At 67.9% G+C, this 17430-nt stretch carries 14 protein-coding genes; 3 read left to right on the forward strand and 11 right to left on the reverse strand.

Translation table 11 applies throughout. The annotated features are described in order from the left end of the window. Positions 1–61 precede the first annotated feature (61 nt). Together aroA and rsgA are read left to right on the forward strand one after the other, a co-directional pair. Positions 62–1348 (forward strand): 3-phosphoshikimate 1-carboxyvinyltransferase, encoded by a 1287-nt coding sequence (aroA, locus tag MOM01_RS13440; protein WP_241385930.1) that lies wholly within the window; start codon positions 62–64, stop codon positions 1346–1348. Beyond that, positions 1315–2334 carry a ribosome small subunit-dependent GTPase A gene (gene rsgA / locus MOM01_RS13445; RefSeq protein ID WP_241385931.1) on the forward strand — a complete coding sequence of 340 codons (1020 nt, stop codon included), beginning with the start codon at positions 1315–1317 and terminating at the stop codon, positions 2332–2334. The genes aroA and rsgA overlap by 34 nt, the downstream gene beginning before the upstream one ends. Before the next feature lie 58 nt (positions 2335–2392). On the opposite strand, the gene MOM01_RS13450 is transcribed toward rsgA, so the two are convergent. The 6 genes from MOM01_RS13450 to MOM01_RS13475 all read right to left on the reverse strand — a co-directional run bounded on the left by MOM01_RS13450 (position 2393) and on the right by MOM01_RS13475 (position 8641). After that, on the reverse strand, positions 2393–3628 hold the full coding sequence (locus MOM01_RS13450) for a fatty acid desaturase family protein (protein WP_241385932.1): 1236 nt from the start codon (positions 3626–3628) through the stop codon (positions 2393–2395). 61 nt (positions 3629–3689) lie between these two features. After that, positions 3690–4976, reverse strand: a complete 1287-nt coding sequence (locus MOM01_RS13455) for a fatty acid desaturase family protein (protein WP_241385933.1) — start codon at positions 4974–4976, stop codon at positions 3690–3692. A gap of 30 nt (positions 4977–5006) precedes the next feature. After that, on the reverse strand, positions 5007–6137 hold the full coding sequence (locus MOM01_RS13460; RefSeq protein WP_241385934.1) for a ferredoxin reductase: 1131 nt from the start codon (positions 6135–6137) through the stop codon (positions 5007–5009). Between the two features lie 96 nt (positions 6138–6233). Continuing rightward, a complete protein-coding gene (locus tag MOM01_RS13465) occupies positions 6234–6743 on the reverse strand; it encodes a DUF6912 family protein (RefSeq protein ID WP_241385935.1) in 510 nt (169 codons plus the stop codon). 3 nt (positions 6744–6746) lie between these two features. Continuing rightward, a complete protein-coding gene (locus tag MOM01_RS13470) occupies positions 6747–8156 on the reverse strand; it encodes a WS/DGAT/MGAT family O-acyltransferase (RefSeq protein ID WP_241385936.1) in 1410 nt (469 codons plus the stop codon). After that, a complete protein-coding gene (locus MOM01_RS13475; RefSeq protein ID WP_241386108.1) occupies positions 8153–8641 on the reverse strand; it encodes an HAD-IA family hydrolase in 489 nt (162 codons plus the stop codon). Before MOM01_RS13475 ends, MOM01_RS13470 begins: the two co-directional genes overlap by 4 nt. Before the next feature lie 173 nt (positions 8642–8814). Here MOM01_RS13475 and MOM01_RS13480 point away from each other — a divergent pair, with 173 nt between their 5' ends. Further along, positions 8815–9357 carry an Rv3235 family protein gene (locus MOM01_RS13480; RefSeq protein ID WP_241385937.1) on the forward strand — a complete coding sequence of 181 codons (543 nt, stop codon included), beginning with the start codon at positions 8815–8817 and terminating at the stop codon, positions 9355–9357. Between the two features lie 52 nt (positions 9358–9409). On the opposite strand, the gene secA is transcribed toward MOM01_RS13480, so the two are convergent. From secA to mtrB, 5 genes are all read right to left on the reverse strand, one after another. Then, entirely contained in the window at positions 9410–12214 is a 2805-nt protein-coding gene (gene secA / locus MOM01_RS13485; protein ID WP_241386109.1) for a preprotein translocase subunit SecA, read from the reverse strand. A gap of 183 nt (positions 12215–12397) precedes the next feature. Next, positions 12398–13066, reverse strand: coding sequence for a ribosome hibernation-promoting factor, HPF/YfiA family (gene hpf, locus MOM01_RS13490; RefSeq protein WP_241385938.1), 669 nt, complete (start codon positions 13064–13066; stop codon positions 12398–12400). Positions 13067–13299: 233 nt separating this feature from the next. After that, positions 13300–13944: a ComF family protein gene (locus tag MOM01_RS13495; protein WP_241385939.1), complete on the reverse strand. Its 645-nt coding sequence runs from the start codon at positions 13942–13944 to the stop codon at positions 13300–13302. Between the two features lie 37 nt (positions 13945–13981). Further along, positions 13982–15766, reverse strand: a complete 1785-nt coding sequence (gene lpqB / locus MOM01_RS13500; RefSeq protein ID WP_241385940.1) for an MtrAB system accessory lipoprotein LpqB — start codon at positions 15764–15766, stop codon at positions 13982–13984. After that, on the reverse strand, positions 15763–17415 hold the full coding sequence (gene mtrB / locus MOM01_RS13505; RefSeq protein WP_241385941.1) for an MtrAB system histidine kinase MtrB: 1653 nt from the start codon (positions 17413–17415) through the stop codon (positions 15763–15765). The genes lpqB and mtrB overlap by 4 nt, the downstream gene beginning before the upstream one ends. Between the last annotated feature and the right edge of the window lie 15 nt (positions 17416–17430).

Here is a 17430-nt window from a genome sequence, read left to right on the forward strand (position 1 = left end):
GGCGGTCGGGAGGCACGGTCGAGCAGGAGCACGGTGGGCGAGGATGCCCGCACGGAGCCGGATGGGCGAAGATGGTCGGGTGAGTCTGTGGAGAGCACCCCGTGCCGTGTCCCCGGTCCGAGCGTCGGTGACGCTGCCGGGATCGAAGTCGATCACCAACCGGGCCCTGATCCTGGCCGCACTCGCCGACGGCCCGTCCCGCCTGACCGGCGCGCTGCGCAGCCGCGACACCGACCTGATGATCGGGGCACTGCGCACCCTGGGCACGACGGTCGTCGAACAGGACGGCGGGACCACGCTCGACGTGACACCCGGGCCGCTGCGAGGCGGTGACGTGGCATGCGGGCTCGCCGGCACGGTCATGCGGTTCGTTCCTCCGCTGGCCGCGCTCGCCGACGGCGACGTCCGTTTCGACGGTGACGAACAGGCCCGGGTACGCCCGATGAGCACCGTGCTCGACGCCCTGCGCGCACTCGGCGCCGACATCGACGGCGACCGGCTTCCGTTCACCGTCCACGGCCGCGGCAGGGTGCCCGGCGGAGCGGTCACGATCGATGCGTCGGCCTCGTCGCAGTTCGTCTCGGGCCTGCTGCTCTCGGGGGCCGCATTCGACGAGGGTGTGCTCGTCCGCCACGCGGGCGAACCGGTGCCGTCCATGCCGCACATCGACATGACGGTCGACATGCTCGGTGCGGCCGGGGTGGTGGTGGACACCTCGGAGCCGGACACCTGGCGGGTGCCGCCGTCGACGATCAAGGCTCTGGACGTGACCGTCGAACCCGACCTGTCGAACGCCACACCCTTCCTCGCTGCCGCAGCGGTGACCGGAGGCGCGGTGTCGGTACCACTGTGGCCCGAGACCACGACCCAGGCCGGCGACGCGATCCGCGGCATCCTCGAACGGATGGGTGCCGAGGTGTCGTGGTCCGGCGGCACACTCACGGTGCGCGGGCCGGAACAGCTCGTGGGGATCGACGTGGACCTGCACGATGTCGGTGAGCTCACCCCGACCGTCGCGGCACTCGCGGCACTCGCGTCCTCGCCCTCGCAGTTGCGGGGTATCGCGCATCTGCGCGGCCACGAGACGGACCGGCTGGCCGCCCTCGCCACGGAGATCGGCCGGCTCGGCGGCTCGGTCTCGGAGACCGAGGACGGGCTGCGCATCGAACCGGCGGCCCTGCACGGCGGTGTGTGGCATTCCTATGCCGATCACCGGATGGCGACGGCCGGGGCGATCCTCGGACTGGTCGTCGACGGGGTGGAGGTCGAGGACATCGGCACCACCGCCAAGACACTCCCCGGCTTCGAGACACTGTGGGAGTCGCTGCTCACCGGGAGCGAGTCCTGAGGCGGCGCGAGTACGACGAGTCCGACGTCCGGGTCCGTCCCGGACGCGGCTCGCGCCCGCGTACGAAGGACCGTCCCGCCCACCGCGACGCGGAGGAAGGCATGGTCGTCTCGGTCGACCGGGGCCGGTGGGGGGTGGCGCTCGCGGGTGATCCGGATCGGATCGTCACGGCCATGCGCGCACGGGAACTCGGCCGGACGCCGATCGTCGTCGGCGACAGCGTCGGCGTCGTCGGCGACCTCTCCGGCCGGCCCGACACGCTCGCGCGCATCGTGCGGGTCGAGGAGCGCAGTACCGTCCTGCGCCGGACCGCCGACGACACCGATCCGTTCGAGCGGGTCGTCGTCGCGAACGCGGAGCAGTTGCTCATCGTCGTGGCACTGGCCGATCCCCCGCCCCGGACCGGGCTCGTCGAACGCGCCCTCGTCGCCGCCTACGCGGGCGGCCTGAGACCCATGCTGGGGCTGACCAAGAGCGATCTCGCCGATTCCGACGAGTTCGCCGCGCACTTCGCCGATCTCGACATCCCGGTTCTCCTCGTGGGGCAGGGCGACGACCTCGCCGAACTGACCGATCGGCTCTCCGGCCGGGTGACGGCGCTGATCGGTCACTCGGGGGTCGGCAAGTCGACGCTCGTGAACCGGCTCGTCCCCGACGCCGACCGCGCGACGGGCGAGGTCTCGGGCGTGGGCAAGGGCCGCCACACCTCGACGCAGTCGCTGGCCCTGTACCTTCCCGGCGGCGGATGGGTCGTCGACACACCGGGGATCCGGTCGTTCGGACTCGCGCACATCGGGCCCGACGACGTCGTCGCGGCCTTCGCGGATCTGTCCGAGGCGGTGGAGAACTGCCCGCGCGGCTGTACCCATCTCGGGCCGCCGGCCGACCCGGAATGCGCGTTCGACTCCCTCGAGGGCAAGTCGCTGCGCCGGGCCACGGCCGTCCGCGAACTGCTCACCGCCCTGGCCTCCAACGACTCCTGGTGATCGAACGAGCGAACCCCGGCGCCGTGAGCGGTGCCGGGGTTCGTTCTCGTGCCTGTCGTCAGCGCATTCCGAGCGCGCGACGGATGAAGCCGCGCTTACGGGTCTTCTCGATGGTGGTGGCCAGACCCATACGGCGACCGGTCTGCGGATCGACAACGGGGGCACCGCCGAAACCACGCTCGGAGGCGGTCTCCGGAGCCGCGTCGCGGTCGTCCTTGAGGTACTTGTCGGGCAGCGACAGCTTCGCGATCGTGCGCCAGGACTTCCAGTACTGCACGGCGAGCGGGCCTGTCGTGTACGGCAGGTCGTACTTCTCGCAGAGCTGGCGCACGCGCACCGCGATCTCGGCATACCGGTTGGACGGCAGATCCGGGTAGATGTGGTGTTCGATCTGGTAGCTCAGGTTGCCCGTCATGAAGTCCATGACCTTGCCACCCGAGATGTTGGCCGAACCGAGCATCTGCCGCAGATACCACTCGGCGCGCGTCTCGTTCTCGATGTCCTGCTTCGTGAACTTCTCCGCGCCGTCCGGGAAGTGTCCGCAGAAGATCACGGCATTGGTCCAGATGTTGCGCACGAAGTTCGCGGTGGCGTTCGCCTTCATCGTGGACTTCCACGACCGGCCCGTCAGTGCCGGATAGATCACGTAGTCCTTGAGATGCTGCTTGCCGAGTTTGGCGAGCACCTCCTTGCCGCGCGCCTTGGTCAGCTCACGGTCGTCGCGGCCCTGGACGACCTTGCCGAGCTCGAGCAGCTGGATGGCGATGCCGTACTGGAACAACGCCGCGAGAATCGCGTTGTAGGCCACGTTGCCGAGATAGAACGGCTTCCATCGCTGGTCGCGGGTGACGCGGAGCAGGCCGTATCCCACATCGTCGTCCATGCCGAGGATGTTGGTGTACTTGTGGTGCAGGTAGTTGTGGGTGATCTTCCAGTGCGCCGACGGATCGACGTTGTCCCACTCCCAGTTCGCCGAGTGGACCTCGGGGTCGTTCATCCAGTCCCACTGCCCGTGCATCACGTTGTGCCCGAGCTCCATGTTCTCGATGATCTTCGACAGGGAGAGCATGCCGGTGCCGAGCAGCCACAGCGGGCGCTTGTGCGAACCGAGCAGGACCAGACGTCCACCGATCTCGAGGCCGCGCTGCAACCGGATCGTGTTGCGGACGTAGCGCGCGTCGCGCTCGCCGCGCGATTCCTCGATATCGCGCCGGATGGCGTCGAGTTCGCGGCCGATGGCCTCGACGTCCGCCTCCGTCAGGTGCGCGTACTCCTTGACATCCGATATCGCCATGCGCCTACCCTACCGTAAGTTACGGCTCCGTAGGTTCCCCGATTTCGCGGTATGGCGCGAATCACACCGCGGCCGGAAGGCCCGTACGCTTCGATTCCCTGCGGCGACGCCGACGCTCTGCTACGGCCTGCTCCGCGTGGACCCGCATCGCCGTGAGCAGGCCTCGGCGGCGGCCGGTGGACGCCTCCGTCACAACGCCGTTCGCAGCCGCGCGATACGCCTCGAACTTGCGCTCGGACGAGGTCTCGGGAGCGTCGTCGGAGGACGCCTTCAGGAACCGGTCGGGCAGCGCGAGCTTGTGGATCGTGCGCAGGGCGAGGAAGTACTGCCGGGCGAGCGAGCCGGTGGTGTACGGCAGGTCGTACTTCCCGCACAGCGCGCGCACACGCGCGGCGATCTCCGGATAGCGATTGCTCGGCAGGTCGGGGAACAGGTGATGCTCGATCTGGTAACTGAGATTGCCGGTGAGGAAATCCATCACGCGTCCACCGGAAATGTTCGCACTGCCGAGCAACTGACGCAGATACCACTCGCCTCGCGTCTCGTTCTCGTAGTGCTCGACGGTGAATTTCTCTGCGCCGTCGGGAAAGTGGCCGCAGAAGATCACCAGATACGCCCAGATGTTGCGCACCACGTTCGCGGTGAGATTCGCCGACAACGTGCTCCGCCAGGCCGGACCGGTGAGAGCCGGGAAGAACACCAGATCCTTGACGAGCTGACGGCCGGCCTTCGCGGCGAACTCCTTGTTGGGTCCCGAATTCCATTGCGCCGGAGGAACACCCTCGGAGTCCTTCTCGGCCGAGAGGTCGTGCAGCGCGATACCCCACTCGAAGGTCAGCGCGAGCACGATGTTGGCGATCGGCTGCGCGAGATTGCGTGGGCGCCACTTCTCGTCGCGCGTCATACGCAGGATGCCGAATCCCACATCCTCGTCCATACCCACGATGTTGGTGTAGGTGTGGTGCGCGTAATTGTGTGCGCGCTTCCAGTGTCCCGACGGTCCCGTCTGATCCCACTCCCACGACGTGGAGTGGATCTCCGGGTCGTTCATCCAATCCCACTGCCCGTGCATCACATTGTGCCCGAGCTCCATGTTCTCGATGATCTTCGCGAGCGACAGCGCGGCGGTACCCACGAGCCAGCGTGACCGCCGTCTCGAACCGAACAGTACGGTCCGTCCGACGACCTCCAGAACACGTTGGAGGCGGATGACGGAATGGATGTAACGAGCGTCACGCGGGCCGCGCGAGTTCTCCACATCCCGTCGAATGGAGTCGAATTCGTTTGCCAGGGCAACGATGTCGGCTTCGGTCAGATGAGAGAACGCACGGATGTCGGTGATTGCCAAGCGGGGTCCTTCACAGAGTGCAGTCGGTGTCTACACGTCCAGTGTGCAGTCTCCGGCGGCAGCCGAGATGCAGGTCTGGACGCGCTCGCCCTCTGCGTGTTCCTTGCCGGATCGCAGATCGACGACGTGCCCCTTCTCGAGCGGCACCACACAAGTCTGACAGATTCCCATCCGGCAGCCGAAGGGCATCAGCGCGCCGACGCTCTCCCCCGCCTCGAGAATGGTCGTGGCACCGTCCACCGTGACCGTCTTCCCGGACTTCGCGAAGGTGATCGTTCCGCCCGATCCGGAGGTGTCGGCGCGGCTGACGGCGAACCGTTCGAGATGGACACGATCCTCGATGCCCGCTGCGGCCCAGTGCGCCGAGATGTCGTCGAGCATCTGCTGGGGACCACATGCCCAGGTCTGACGCTCGCGCCAATCGGGACAGACGTCGTCGAGCTCCGACAGGGAGAACTTGCCCTGCTCACGCGTGTGCCGGACGTGCACCCGGTAGGTCTCGTGCGTCGCGTCGAAGTGCTCGAGTTCGGAACGGAACATGACACGATCCGCCGTCGGTGCGGAATGGAGGTGGACGACATCGGGCAACTCGATCTCGCGCGCGGCCGCCCGCCGGTCGAGGGTACGCAACATCGACATGATCGGCGTGATACCGCTGCCGGCCGTGAGGAAGAGGACCTTCTCCGGCGGCGGGTCGGGGAGAACGAAGTCGCCCTTCGGAGCGGCGAGACGCACGACCGTCCCCTCCGGGACACCGCCGACGAGGTGACTCGACAGGAAGCCCTCGGGCATCGCTTTCACGGCGATCGAGATGACCTTGTGGTCCCAGGTGGGCGACGAGGTCAGCGAGTAGGACCGCCAGTGCCAGCGACCGTCGATGTGCAGGCCGATACCGATGTACTGGCCGGGCGCGTATCCGAAGTCGAATCCCCAGCCGGGCCGGATGACGATCGTCGCCGAATCGGGGGTCTCGGACCGGACCGAGACGATCCGCCCGCGCAACTCACGGGCCGACCACAACGGATTCACCAGGTGGAGGTAGTCGTCGGGGAGCAGAGGAGTCGTCAACCGGGCCACTGCGCCGCGCAGAACGTTGGAGAGCGACCGCTCCCCGGGCGCGACGTGTGCCGCAGGCTTCTCGATCCATTCCTTCAGACCCATCCGACTCCTTCTCCTCACTCAGGTTACGCCCGCGTAGGTTATCAGAGGTTACGGAAGCGTAGGTTGAGGCGAGACAGCGCTCACAGCACAGCCGGTTCAGAGCAGTTCGAGAAGAAAAGGCAGTTCCTGCGCGGCGTACCAGGCCAGTTCGTGGTCCTCGGCGTCTCCGAGCACGAACTCGGCTTCCTCGTCGCCCAGGTCCGCCACGTCGACGATCTCACGTGCCCGCGCGATGTCCGTCTCGGCGTCCTGGAGATCGATGTGCACGGAAGCGACCGCACGCATCGGTACGGGCCCGGCGAGCTTGACGACCGCATCGTCGAGATCCGGACGCGGTTTCACCTCGTCGACGTCGGCCGCGATCACCACACGACGGGACGAGAAGGACGGATGGTCGCCCGGCTCCTCCGCTGCGAGAAGCCGCAGCGACGCGCGCGCAGCCTCGGCCATGGCAACCTCGGCGAGTTCCTCGTCGTCCCCGGCGGTGTACGCCTCCCGCAGGGCGGGGGTCACCGTGAAGGCGGTCCTGCCGACGGCCTCCACTTCGTCGTCGGCGACGAGTCTCTGCAACATCGCGAGCGTCGCCGGCACATAGACACGCGTCACTTCTCACCTACCGGCATCCGTCAACTCCTCGAGTGCTTCCTGGACCAGCGTCGATGCCACGTCCACATCGGGCATCGCATCACGATCCGCATTCAAACCGTAGTAGATCTTGCCGTCGTACGACGTCAACGCGATGCTCAGGGCCTGATTCTTGAGCAGGGGTGAGACGGGATACATCTCGAGCAACCGGGCTCCGGCCAGGTAGAGCGGGTGCTGAGGCCCCGGCGCATTGGTGATCATGAGATTGAACATGCGCTGCGAGAATCCCATCGCGACCCGGGCACCCACCGCATGCATGGTCGCCGGCGCGAAACCCGACAACCGGACCATGGACTGCGCGGCGACCCGCCGTCGCTGCCGCGAGTACGCCTCACCGGCGTGCGCGATGTGCGACAACCGGACCACCGCGTTCGGCTCACCCACCGGCAGATCCAGCAGGAACGAGGACACCTCCCCCTGAGGATGCGCCTGGATCGTGTCGTTCTCCGCGAGCCCGTTCGGATCCTGCGTGTAGACCGACATCGGGACCATCGCACGTACCACGGTCGATTCGGTCACCGACTCTCCCCGGGAGAGCAGCCAGTTCCGCAGCGCGCCGGCGATGACCGCGAGCACCACATCGTTGATCGTGCAGCCGTAACGCGTGTGGATCTTGCGATACGCCTCGAGTTCGGAACACACCACAGCGAACCGGCGACTCCGCGAGATCTGCGCGTTCAATGGCGTCGCGGGGGCCGACTGCGCAGCCGTACGCGCGAGCCGGCCGACCGCGTCGACGGTCTCGGTGAGGGTCGAGGCGAGGTCGTTCATCGCCGAGCGGACCGTGGCGAGGCCCTCGCCCGGTCGCGCGACGAGTTCGGCGAGCGCCCCCACCAGCAGCGCCGAGTCCGAGGGTTCCCGTTCGGGCATCCACAATTCCTCGGAAGCCTCGCGGGGCACGGGCTCCTTGTCGAACAGCACCTGCACGATGTCGAGGGACTCCTCGCCGTCGACGAGCGCCGAATGGGACTTGGTGAACAGTGCGATCCGGTCGTCCGCGAGCCCCTCGACGAGGTACATCTCCCACAGCGGTCGCGTCCGGTCCAGCGGCCGTGAGACCAGACGCGCCACGAGATCGTGCAGTTGCTCCCCGGAACCCGGCTTCGGCAGAGCCGAACGCCGCACGTGATAGGTGATATCGAAGTCGCGGTCGTCGACCCACACGGGACGCGACAGTCCGAACGCGACCTCACGCACCTTCTTGCGGTATCTGGGCACCTCGGGGAGTCGCTGTTCGACGATCCGGAGCACGCTCTCGTAGTCGAGACCACCCTCGGGGGGTTCGAGGATCGCCAGCGAACCGACGTGCATCGGCGTATTGCTCGTCTCCAGGTAGTAGTAGGACGCGTCCTGCGCAGTCATCCGGCTCGTCAATGTTCCGTCTCCCCCTCCAGTTCCGGCCCACCCCTGCATCGCCACCACGGCTCGGCATCGCCCACCGCTCCGTCGTCGACCTGCTCGAGATCGACGCCGAAGAGCACGGCCAGCTCCGCCAGGGCCTCGTGTGAACCATCATGGTGGACTCCGACCATCCCTGCAGCAGCGGCGCCGCGCACGTTGACGAGCAGGTCGTCGACGAAGACGCACTCACCGGGCTCGAGCTCGAGCAGCCGGGCCACGAACGCGTAGCTCTCGGGGTGGGGTTTGGCGACCCCGGCCTCGCCCGAGAGCACCACCCGATCGACGAAGGGCCCTTCCAGGTCGTGCAACCATCGCGCCGACGGCCTGCCCGGATCGTTGCTGAGCAGCGCGGTGCGGACCCCCCGCGCGCGCAGGTGGCACACGAGTGAGCCGAGGGTCTCGGGATCGCTTCCCGGCCCGACCAGGACACCACCGACATCGAGTACGAGTCCGCGCAGCACGGGACCACCGTATGTGCCGATACCGCTCCGGAGGAGAAAGGCGGCGCGTGCGCGTCGCATCTGTCCGGAAGCCTCCGGGCTGTGACATCATGTGCGCGGTTCGTCCTCTCCCGGGCCGTACAGCGCCGGCGTCCGCCGGCGCTCGGTCGTCGTCGACTCGGGAGGGATCCATGTCGCACACAACAGGGCGCTACGTACGCCGACTCACTCACCTCGAACCGCCGGTCGAGGAAAGCTGCGGCCACCCTCGCAGCCACGCCGCCCCGCGCGCCACTCCTCACGACGGCCGTTCGGGACGCCCGGCACCTGCCGCCGGGAACGATCACACGGCCGCACGCGCGGCCGAGCACCGCAGCCGCGCGGAGGACACACCGGAGATCGTTCTCGATCCTGCCGCCGCACGTTTCGCGGGCTCCGCCCTGCGCCTCGTCCTCGAATCGGTCGACGGGCGGCGACCCGCGGCGCAGTTGGCGACCGTCCTCGACCCGCGGCTCGTCTCCACCCTCACCGCCGGCCGGGCTCCTCGGGCAGGCCGCGGTACCGCAGTGCTGCTGCGCACACGCGTGCGCGCCGTCGACCCGGACACCGCGGAGATCTTCGGCAGCTACAGCCGCGGAGACCGGGTGTTCGCATTCGCCGGAAGGATGGTGCGCACACGCCCCCGCGCCCGGATGCCGCACCGCTGGACGATCACGACCCTGTGGCTCGGTTGAGCCGCAGGGTCGTGAGACGAAACCGGCTGCGCCGGGGAGGAGACGTCCCGGATCAGTGCCGGCGGTTGGCCTTCGCGTCACGCCGTGCGGCTGCACGACGCTCCTTGCGTGTCCCTCCGGCCTGCTTCGGCGACGATCCCGCATCGGAACCGGTGGTGCGGGCGACGTGAGCGCGGCCGTCCTCGTCGGGGCCGGTGTAGGTCAGGCGCCGTTCGGTCTCGTCGAGACCCTTCGCGCGCAACGCTGCCGGTGCCGGGGCGGGTGCGGGTGCAGCCTGCTGGGCGGCCGGCGCCGTGCGCACGGCCTGCGGGGCCGGCGCCTGCTTCGCGAGGATCGGTGCGGCCTGCGCAGCTGCCGCCGCCGAGGCGGAGGTCACCGAGACACCCGCGGACGGCTGCGTCTGAGCGGCCTCGACCTGCAGGTTGAAGAGGAATCCGATCGATTCCTCCTTCAGGCCGTCGAGCATCGCGGTGAACATGTCGAAGCCCTCGCGCTGGTACTCCACGAGAGGATCGCGCTGCGCCATCGCGCGCAGACCGATGCCCTCCTTGAGGTAGTCCATCTCGTAGAGGTGCTCACGCCACTTGCGGTCGAGGACCGACAGCAGCACGCGACGCTCGAGTTCGCGCATCGCGCCCTCGCCGCCGATGGACTCCAGCTCGGCTTCGCGACGGTTGTACGCGGCACGTGCATCCTCGAGGAGCACCTCGAGCAGACCGTCGCGGTCGAGGTCCTCGTTCTCCGCGACGAGCGCGCGGTGGTCGACACCGACCGGATACAACGTCTTCAGAGCGGTCCACAGCTGCTCGAGATCCCAGTCCTCGACGTAGCCCTCGGCGGTCGCACCGTCGACGTAGGCGGTGACGACGTCGGTGAGCATGTGCTGCACCTGTCCCTCGAGATCCTCACCGCGCAGGATGCGGCGACGCTCCTCGTAGATGACGGTGCGCTGCTGGTTCATCACCTCGTCGTACTTGAGGACGTTCTTGCGGATCTCGAAGTTCTGCTGCTCGACCTGGGTCTGCGCGCTCTTGATGGCCTTCGAGACCATCTTCGCCTCGATCGGCACGTCGTCGGGCAGGTTCAGCCGCGTCATGATCGATTCGAGAGCCGCTCCGTTGAAGCGGCGCATCAGTTCGTCACCGAGCGAGAGGTAGAACCGCGACTCGCCCGGATCGCCCTGGCGACCGGATCGACCACGCAGCTGGTTGTCGATACGACGGGATTCGTGCCGCTCGGTACCGAGGACGTACAGACCGCCGGCGGCACGGACCTTCTCCGCGTCGGCCTTCGACTCGGCCTTGATCCGCTCGAGGGTCTCGTCCCAGGCCGCCTCGTACTCCTCCGGGGTGTTCACCGGATCGAGACCACGCTGACGCAGCGCGATGTCGGCGAGGATGTCGGGGTTGCCGCCGAGCACGACGTCGGTACCACGACCGGCCATGTTGGTCGCGACGGTCACCGCACCGGAACGACCGGCCTGCGCGATGATCTGCGCTTCCTGCTCGTGGAACTTCGCGTTGAGCACGCTGTGGGGCACACCGCGCTTGGTGAACTGACGCGACAGGTACTCGGAACGCTCGACGCTCGTCGTACCGATGAGGACCGGCTGCCCCTTCTCGTGACGCTCGACCACGTCGTCGACGACGGCCGCGAACTTCGCTTCCTCGGTCTTGTAGATCAGGTCGCCCTGGTCGACACGCACCATCGGGCGGTTCGTGGGGATCGGGATGACCCCGAGGCTGTAGATCTGGTGGAGCTCGGCGGCCTCGGTCTCGGCCGTACCCGTCATGCCCGACAGCTTGTCGTACAGGCGGAAGTAGTTCTGCAGCGTGATCGTGGCCAGCGTCTGGTTCTCGGCCTTGATCTCGACGCCTTCCTTGGCCTCGATCGCCTGGTGCATGCCCTCGTTGTAGCGGCGGCCCGACAGCACACGACCGGTGAACTCGTCGACGATGACGACTTCGCCGTCGCGGACGATGTAGTCCTTGTCCTTGGCGTAGAGCTCCTTGGCCTTGATGGCGTTGTTCAGGTAGCTCACCAGCGGGGAGTTCGCGGCCTCGTACAGATTGTCGATGCCGAGCTGGTCCTCGACGAATTCGACACCGGCCTCGTGCACGCCCACCGTCCGCTTGCGGATGTCGATCTCGTAGTGCACGTCGGGCTTGAGCAGCCGGGCGATGCGTGCGAACTCCGAATACCACTTGCTCGAGGCGTCCGCCGGACCCGAGATGATCAACGGCGTGCGGGCCTCGTCGATGAGGATCGAGTCGACCTCGTCGACGACGGCGAAGTTGTGGCCCCGCTGCACGAGATCGTCCAGCGAGTGCGTCATGTTGTCGCGCAGGTAGTCGAAGCCGAACTCGTTGTTCGTACCGTAGGTGATGTCCGCGGCGTAGGCGGCACGGCGCTGGGCCGGCGTCATACCCGACAGGATCACGTCGGTCTCGAGGCCGAGGAATCGATGCACCCGGCCCATCCACTCGGCGTCGCGCTTGGCGAGATAGTCGTTGACCGTGACGACGTGCACACCGTCGCCCGAGATCGCGTTGAGGTAGGCCGGCAGCACACAGGTGAGGGTCTTGCCCTCACCGGTCTTCATCTCGGCGATGTTGCCGAAGTGCAGCGCCGCACCACCCATGATCTGGACGAGATAGTGCTTCTGCCCCAGCACCCGGAAGGACGCCTCGCGGGCAGCGGCGAACGCCTCCGGAAGCAGTTCGTCGAGCGTCTCGCCGTCCTGATAGCGGGCACGGAACTCGTCGGTCTTGGCACGGAGTTCGGCGTCGGTCAGGGCTTCGAAGTCCGGGGAGAGGGAATCGACATGCTCGGCGATGTGCTTGAGCCGCTTGACCATGCGACCTTCACCGATCCGGAGCAGCTTCGTCAGCGACAGCACTGGTGTGTTCGTCCTCAATCTCGGGTACCTGCACGGACAAGAAATCCGGCCGAGGCCTCGTCGGACCCCGGCCGGATTCCATGGTAGGCGCTGCGCCCGAGTGACCGCGATGGCGAGGTGCCCCCGGTCACCCCGGCGGCGTCAGACGAGCCTGAGCAAACCGTAGTCGAAGGCGTGTCGCCGGTAGACCACGGACGGCTTGTCCGTCTCCTTGTCGTGGAACAGATAGAAGTCGTGACCGACGAGCTCCATCTCGTAGAGGGCGTCGTCGACGGTCATGGGCTGGGCGGGGTGCTCCTTCGTCCGGACGATGCGCCCGGGGCCGTCCTGCGGCTGCGTCTCGTTTTCGCCGAGCGCCGCATCCGGCGAGATCGCCAGCGAGTCGTCCTGCGCGAGTTCCGCGGTGGCTTCCGCGACGGAAACCGGCGTCTTCTCTCCGTAGGAGACCTTCCGGCGCTCCTTGGTCCGCCGCAGGCGGGACTCGAGCTTGTTGATCACCGACTCGAAGGCGGCGTAGAAGCTGTCGGCGCTCGCTTCGGCCCGCACGATCGGTCCCTTGCCCCGGGCCGTGATCTCGACCCGCTGACAACTCTTCTTCTGCCTCCGGTTGCGTTCGTGCTGCAACTCGACGTCGAAGATGTAGATCGTCGGATCGAATCGTTCGAGTCGAGCCAGCTTCTCCGAGACGTAGATCCGGAAGTGATCCGGGACCTCGACGTTGCGTCCTTTCACGACAACGTCGGCACGGGGGCCTTCCGTGGCGGCATCGGCCTCTGCAACGGAACCACTGGACTTCGAAGGGGTCGTCACGCGTACCTCCCGAGTTACGGCCGGCGCAGCCCTCGCACCGGCATGATCGATGAGCGCGAAGCGCGCTCGCCCGGCATCGGAAGAACAGGCGTTTCCACCCGTCTACCTTGTTGTTTCCGGGTCTGATGGCGACGGTAGTACGTAACTCGGAGGTCTGCCACCGTTCCCGCCCTATTTCACTTCGTGTCCCCGATCGCTCACTCGCGCACGGCTCTCCGACCGGCAGCGACGGCTCACGCGTGGGCGATCACGAGGACTCCCACAGGGTGGAATCCCGCCCGCCGGAGAGCCCCCACGGACTCGTGCGCCGTGGCTCCGGTGGTGAGCACATCGTCGACGACGAGCACCGGCACGGTTCGGGGCAGGCCGTCGGAGCGCACCGAGATTCGGCCCGCGAGATTGCGCTGCCGGTCCGCGGCCCTCAGCCCCACCGAGTCGCGCACACCCGCCGCCGTGCACAGGATCGGATGCACGTGGAGACGACGATCGTGCGCCGCAGCCGCCCGCGCGGCGCGTGTGACCGGATCTCCACCGCGCGCCCGCGCCGCCCGCGCCCGCGTGGGCGCGGGCACCACGATCAACGGCCCCGTCGGGAGCTCTCCCCACCTTCGCAGCCGCGAGATCGCGACGGCCCATGCCAGGCCCAGAGGCGTCCCCAGGTCGCGGCGGCCGCGTTCCTTGGCAACGATCACGGCACGCCGGCGGGGACCGGAATACGGGCCCAGGCTCCACACCGGAACCCCTGGATCGACGCGCGGAGAGACCCTTCCCGGATCGTCGGCGAGTTCGTGCGCGCACGACCGGCACCAACCCGTCCCGGCGGTGGCGCAGCCGCCGCACACGGACGGCAGGACGAGATCGAGCAGGGCGGTCAGCACACCGGAAGTGTGCCCTCCGTCACCGACAGGGCAGGTCTCAGCCCGGAAGGACGGGGATCGCCGCCATGCCCGCGAGTCCGGGCACTTCACGCCAGTACCGGTCGCCGGCGGGGTCCCGATTGTTGAGCTGGAAGACCGTGCGGGAGTCGGCGACGAACTCGCTGGCCGTGGATGCCTCGACGGCGACCACGGGAGGCGTGAGATTACGGCTCGGCAGGGCGTCGATACGGGAACCGTCCACCGCGATCTGCACGACCGGGACATCGGCCGCCGCGCGGGAGACCACGATCGTGTCGGCGGTGCTCCAGTCCAACGCCAGCGCCGGACCGCCGAGCCCGAAGCCGATCTCGCGTGGATTCGTGAGCGAATACTGGCCGTTCGGCGTCGGCACCACCGTCGCGACGAACACGCGGCCGTCGATGATCAGCGCGGCGCGGACACCGTCGCGCGACAGGCGCAGTTCGCTGATCCGGCCTCCGATAGCCCGGATCGCACCGGCCTCCACCCCGACCACGGTGACCCTCCCGGTGCCGGGTTCGCGAATTGCACGCACGATCGCGGTCCCGTTGACGACGGCCCAGACCGAGTTGTTGTCGGGTGCCCAGGACGGGCGCGTGATCGATTCGCCGTCCACCGCGGGTTCGGCCGTACCGTCGCTGTAGGTACCCACCATGAGCTGCACAGCGGGTTCCGGTTCGGGCCTTCCGGTGCTCTCGACACCGGCGACGAGCTCACCGTCGAGCGACAGGGAGACCGACTGGAGATCGTCGGATTCCCCGAAGACGCTGCCGACGGGCGTGACGCCCGTCTCGGCGACGCTCACCAGCGCGCCGTCGAGCAGGGCGTGCAGGCCGACCGTCACGCTCGACGCGGCGAGCGGGTTCATCGACGCCACGTCCGCGGTGGTCCACCCGTTCGGGAAACGCTCGTCCAACGGCTGCCCGTCGGCGAGAAGTTGATACGGCCCGCTGATGTCGGCATTCGCGAGGGTCCAGATGACCTGCGCGGCGAGCAGTTCGCGGTCCTGCCGTCCCATCGACCCCACGCCCTGGAAATCGATGCGGATCCCGCCGAGCCCGACTCCCACATCGGTCGTGCGACCGTCGGCCTTCGTCACCGACCCGATGACGGTGACGTCCTCGAGGAGATTTCTCACCGCAGGCGCGAGCGCGGCCTTGGGTCCTTCGACGAGCAGGCCGATGAGCTGGGAGGCGATCTGCTCGGGTGTCCCGGAGATCCATCGCGGGTCGGGAACGACGGCGGTGCCGGTGGGGTCGAGGAAGTACAGCGATCGGCTCTGATAGCTGTTGAGGAAGCGTGGCCGGTCCATGATGACGCCGGGTGGCATTCCGTCGATCCGCCATTCCCCGTCCGTGCGCACGAGCGAGAAGCGCGCCTCGAAGTCACCTTCGTCGGGACGGTAGACCCCGCCCTCCTCGAGGTGCCCGACCGTGCTCGCCCGCACCACGTAGGTCGCGCTGTCGCCGTCGCGTTCCGCGACGAGAACGTCGACCTTGTCGACGATCGTCGCGCTCGCCGCGTCGTCCCACGTCTCGGACATCGCCGGGGTGAGGAACTGGCGGGCCGCGCGATGCCGGTTCGTCGGGTCGGTGCTGGCCTGGAGGAAGTCGCGCAACAGCAGGTCGGGTTCGCGGCCGGGCACGGGCGCGGCGGCCTCGGTGGTCGCCGGACCCCGTTCGAGCGTTCCGACAGCCTGCGGAGACGACGAATCGGGCAGTGTGGCGCACCCCGAGAGCAGCAGACCGATCACCGACAGGAGTACGACGAACACGCCCGCTGCGCGCGGAGCCGGGCGGGTCATGTACTGGCTCCTTCGGACGGTGAGCTCGCAGTGTCGCTCGGCTGATCGCCGGCCGGGGACTGCTCCGAGGCTTCGGAGCCCTCCGGGGGTGGTTTGCCCTGCACGGCCTTCGCCGCACTGGGGACGAGCGGCAGCGGGCTGCGGCCCACCTTACGTCCGCGCTCGCGCGGCAGTGTGAGGCGGAAACTGGCACCTCGGCCGGGCTCGCCCCACGCTTCGAGCTTACCGTTGTGCAGGTTGGCGTCCTCGACACTGATCGCGAGCCCCAGGCCGGTTCCGCCCGAACGCCGGACCCGGGACGGATCCGAGCGCCAGAACCGGTTGAAGACGAGTTTCTCCTCGCCCGGTCGCAACCCCACTCCCTGGTCGCGGACGACGAAGGCGGCCACGGCGTCGTCGGCGCGCAGCCGCAACAGGATGGGTTTTCCCTCACCGTGGTCGATGGCGTTGGCGAGGAGGTTCCGGAGGATGCGTTCGACGCGCCGCGGATCGACCTCGGCTTCGACAGGTTCGTCCGGCAGATCCACGATCAGCTCCGTCGCCGTCTCACGCGCCAGGTGACGCACGGTTGAGACGGCAGCACGCGCGCACATACGCAGGTCGAGACGCTCGGACGCCAGTTCGGCCACGCCGGCATCGTGACGGCTGATCTCGAGGAGATCGTTGAGCAGGCTCTCGAAACGGTCCAGTTCGGCGACGAGCAGCTCGGACGAGCGCTTGAGGACGGGATCGAGTTCGTCGCTGCCGTCGTGGATGAGATCCGCGGCCATGCGCACCGTGGTCAGCGGCGTGCGCAATTCGTGGCTCACATCCGAGGTGAACCGCTTCTGCAGGTTGCCGTACTCCTCGAGCTGGGTGATCTGACGCGACAGGCTCTCGGCCATCTCGTTGAACGACATCGCCAGCCGGGCCATGTCGTCCTCTCCCCGTACCGGCATGCGTTCCTTGAGCCGCCCGTCGGCGAACCGCACGGCGATCCGGGAGGCCGATCGGATGGGCAGCACCACCTGCCGCGCGACGATCATCGAGATCGCCGCCAGCAGGACGAGCAGGACCACGGCACCGACGAGCAGGGTGCCGCGGACCAGAGCGAGGGTGCGTTCCTCTCCGCCGAGGGGGAACACCAGGTAGAGCTCGAGGGTGGAGATGTCGGAGTCGGTGGGGCTGCCCACGATGAGCGCTGGTCCGGTATATCCGTCCGGATCTGCGACGGTCGCGAACTGGTAGGCGATCTGTCCGTTCTGGACGAAGGCACGCAGGTTCTGGGGGATCTGGTCGGCGGGTCCGCTCGAGGTGGGCGCCCTCGGGCCGTCGCCGGGGACGATGAGGACGGGGTCGAAGGTTCCTGCCACCCCCGTATCCTGTCCCCCGTCGCTCCCCCGACTGGTCAGGATCGCCGCGGCACCGTCGAGACGGACCGCGAGCGAACCCGAGTCGTCCGCTCCCGCGAGTTGTCCCTCCACGAGGGCGCGGGAGCGCTCCATCTCCTCGGTGGCCGCGTCGATCTTGACTTCGAGCAGCCGGTCGGTGATCTGGCTCGTGAGCACCACTCCGAGCACGAACATGACGATCAGCGACAGCGTGAGGGTCGATGTCACGACCCTCAACTGCAGCGATCGTCGCCAGGTGTGCGCGAGCCGGCTGCTCATCGACCGCGACCACCT

Origin of the sequence: Rhodococcus sp. CH91 (genome assembly GCF_022554085.1) — a bacterium.
In the GTDB taxonomy this organism is placed as follows: Bacteria; Actinomycetota; Actinomycetes; order Mycobacteriales; family Mycobacteriaceae; genus Rhodococcus.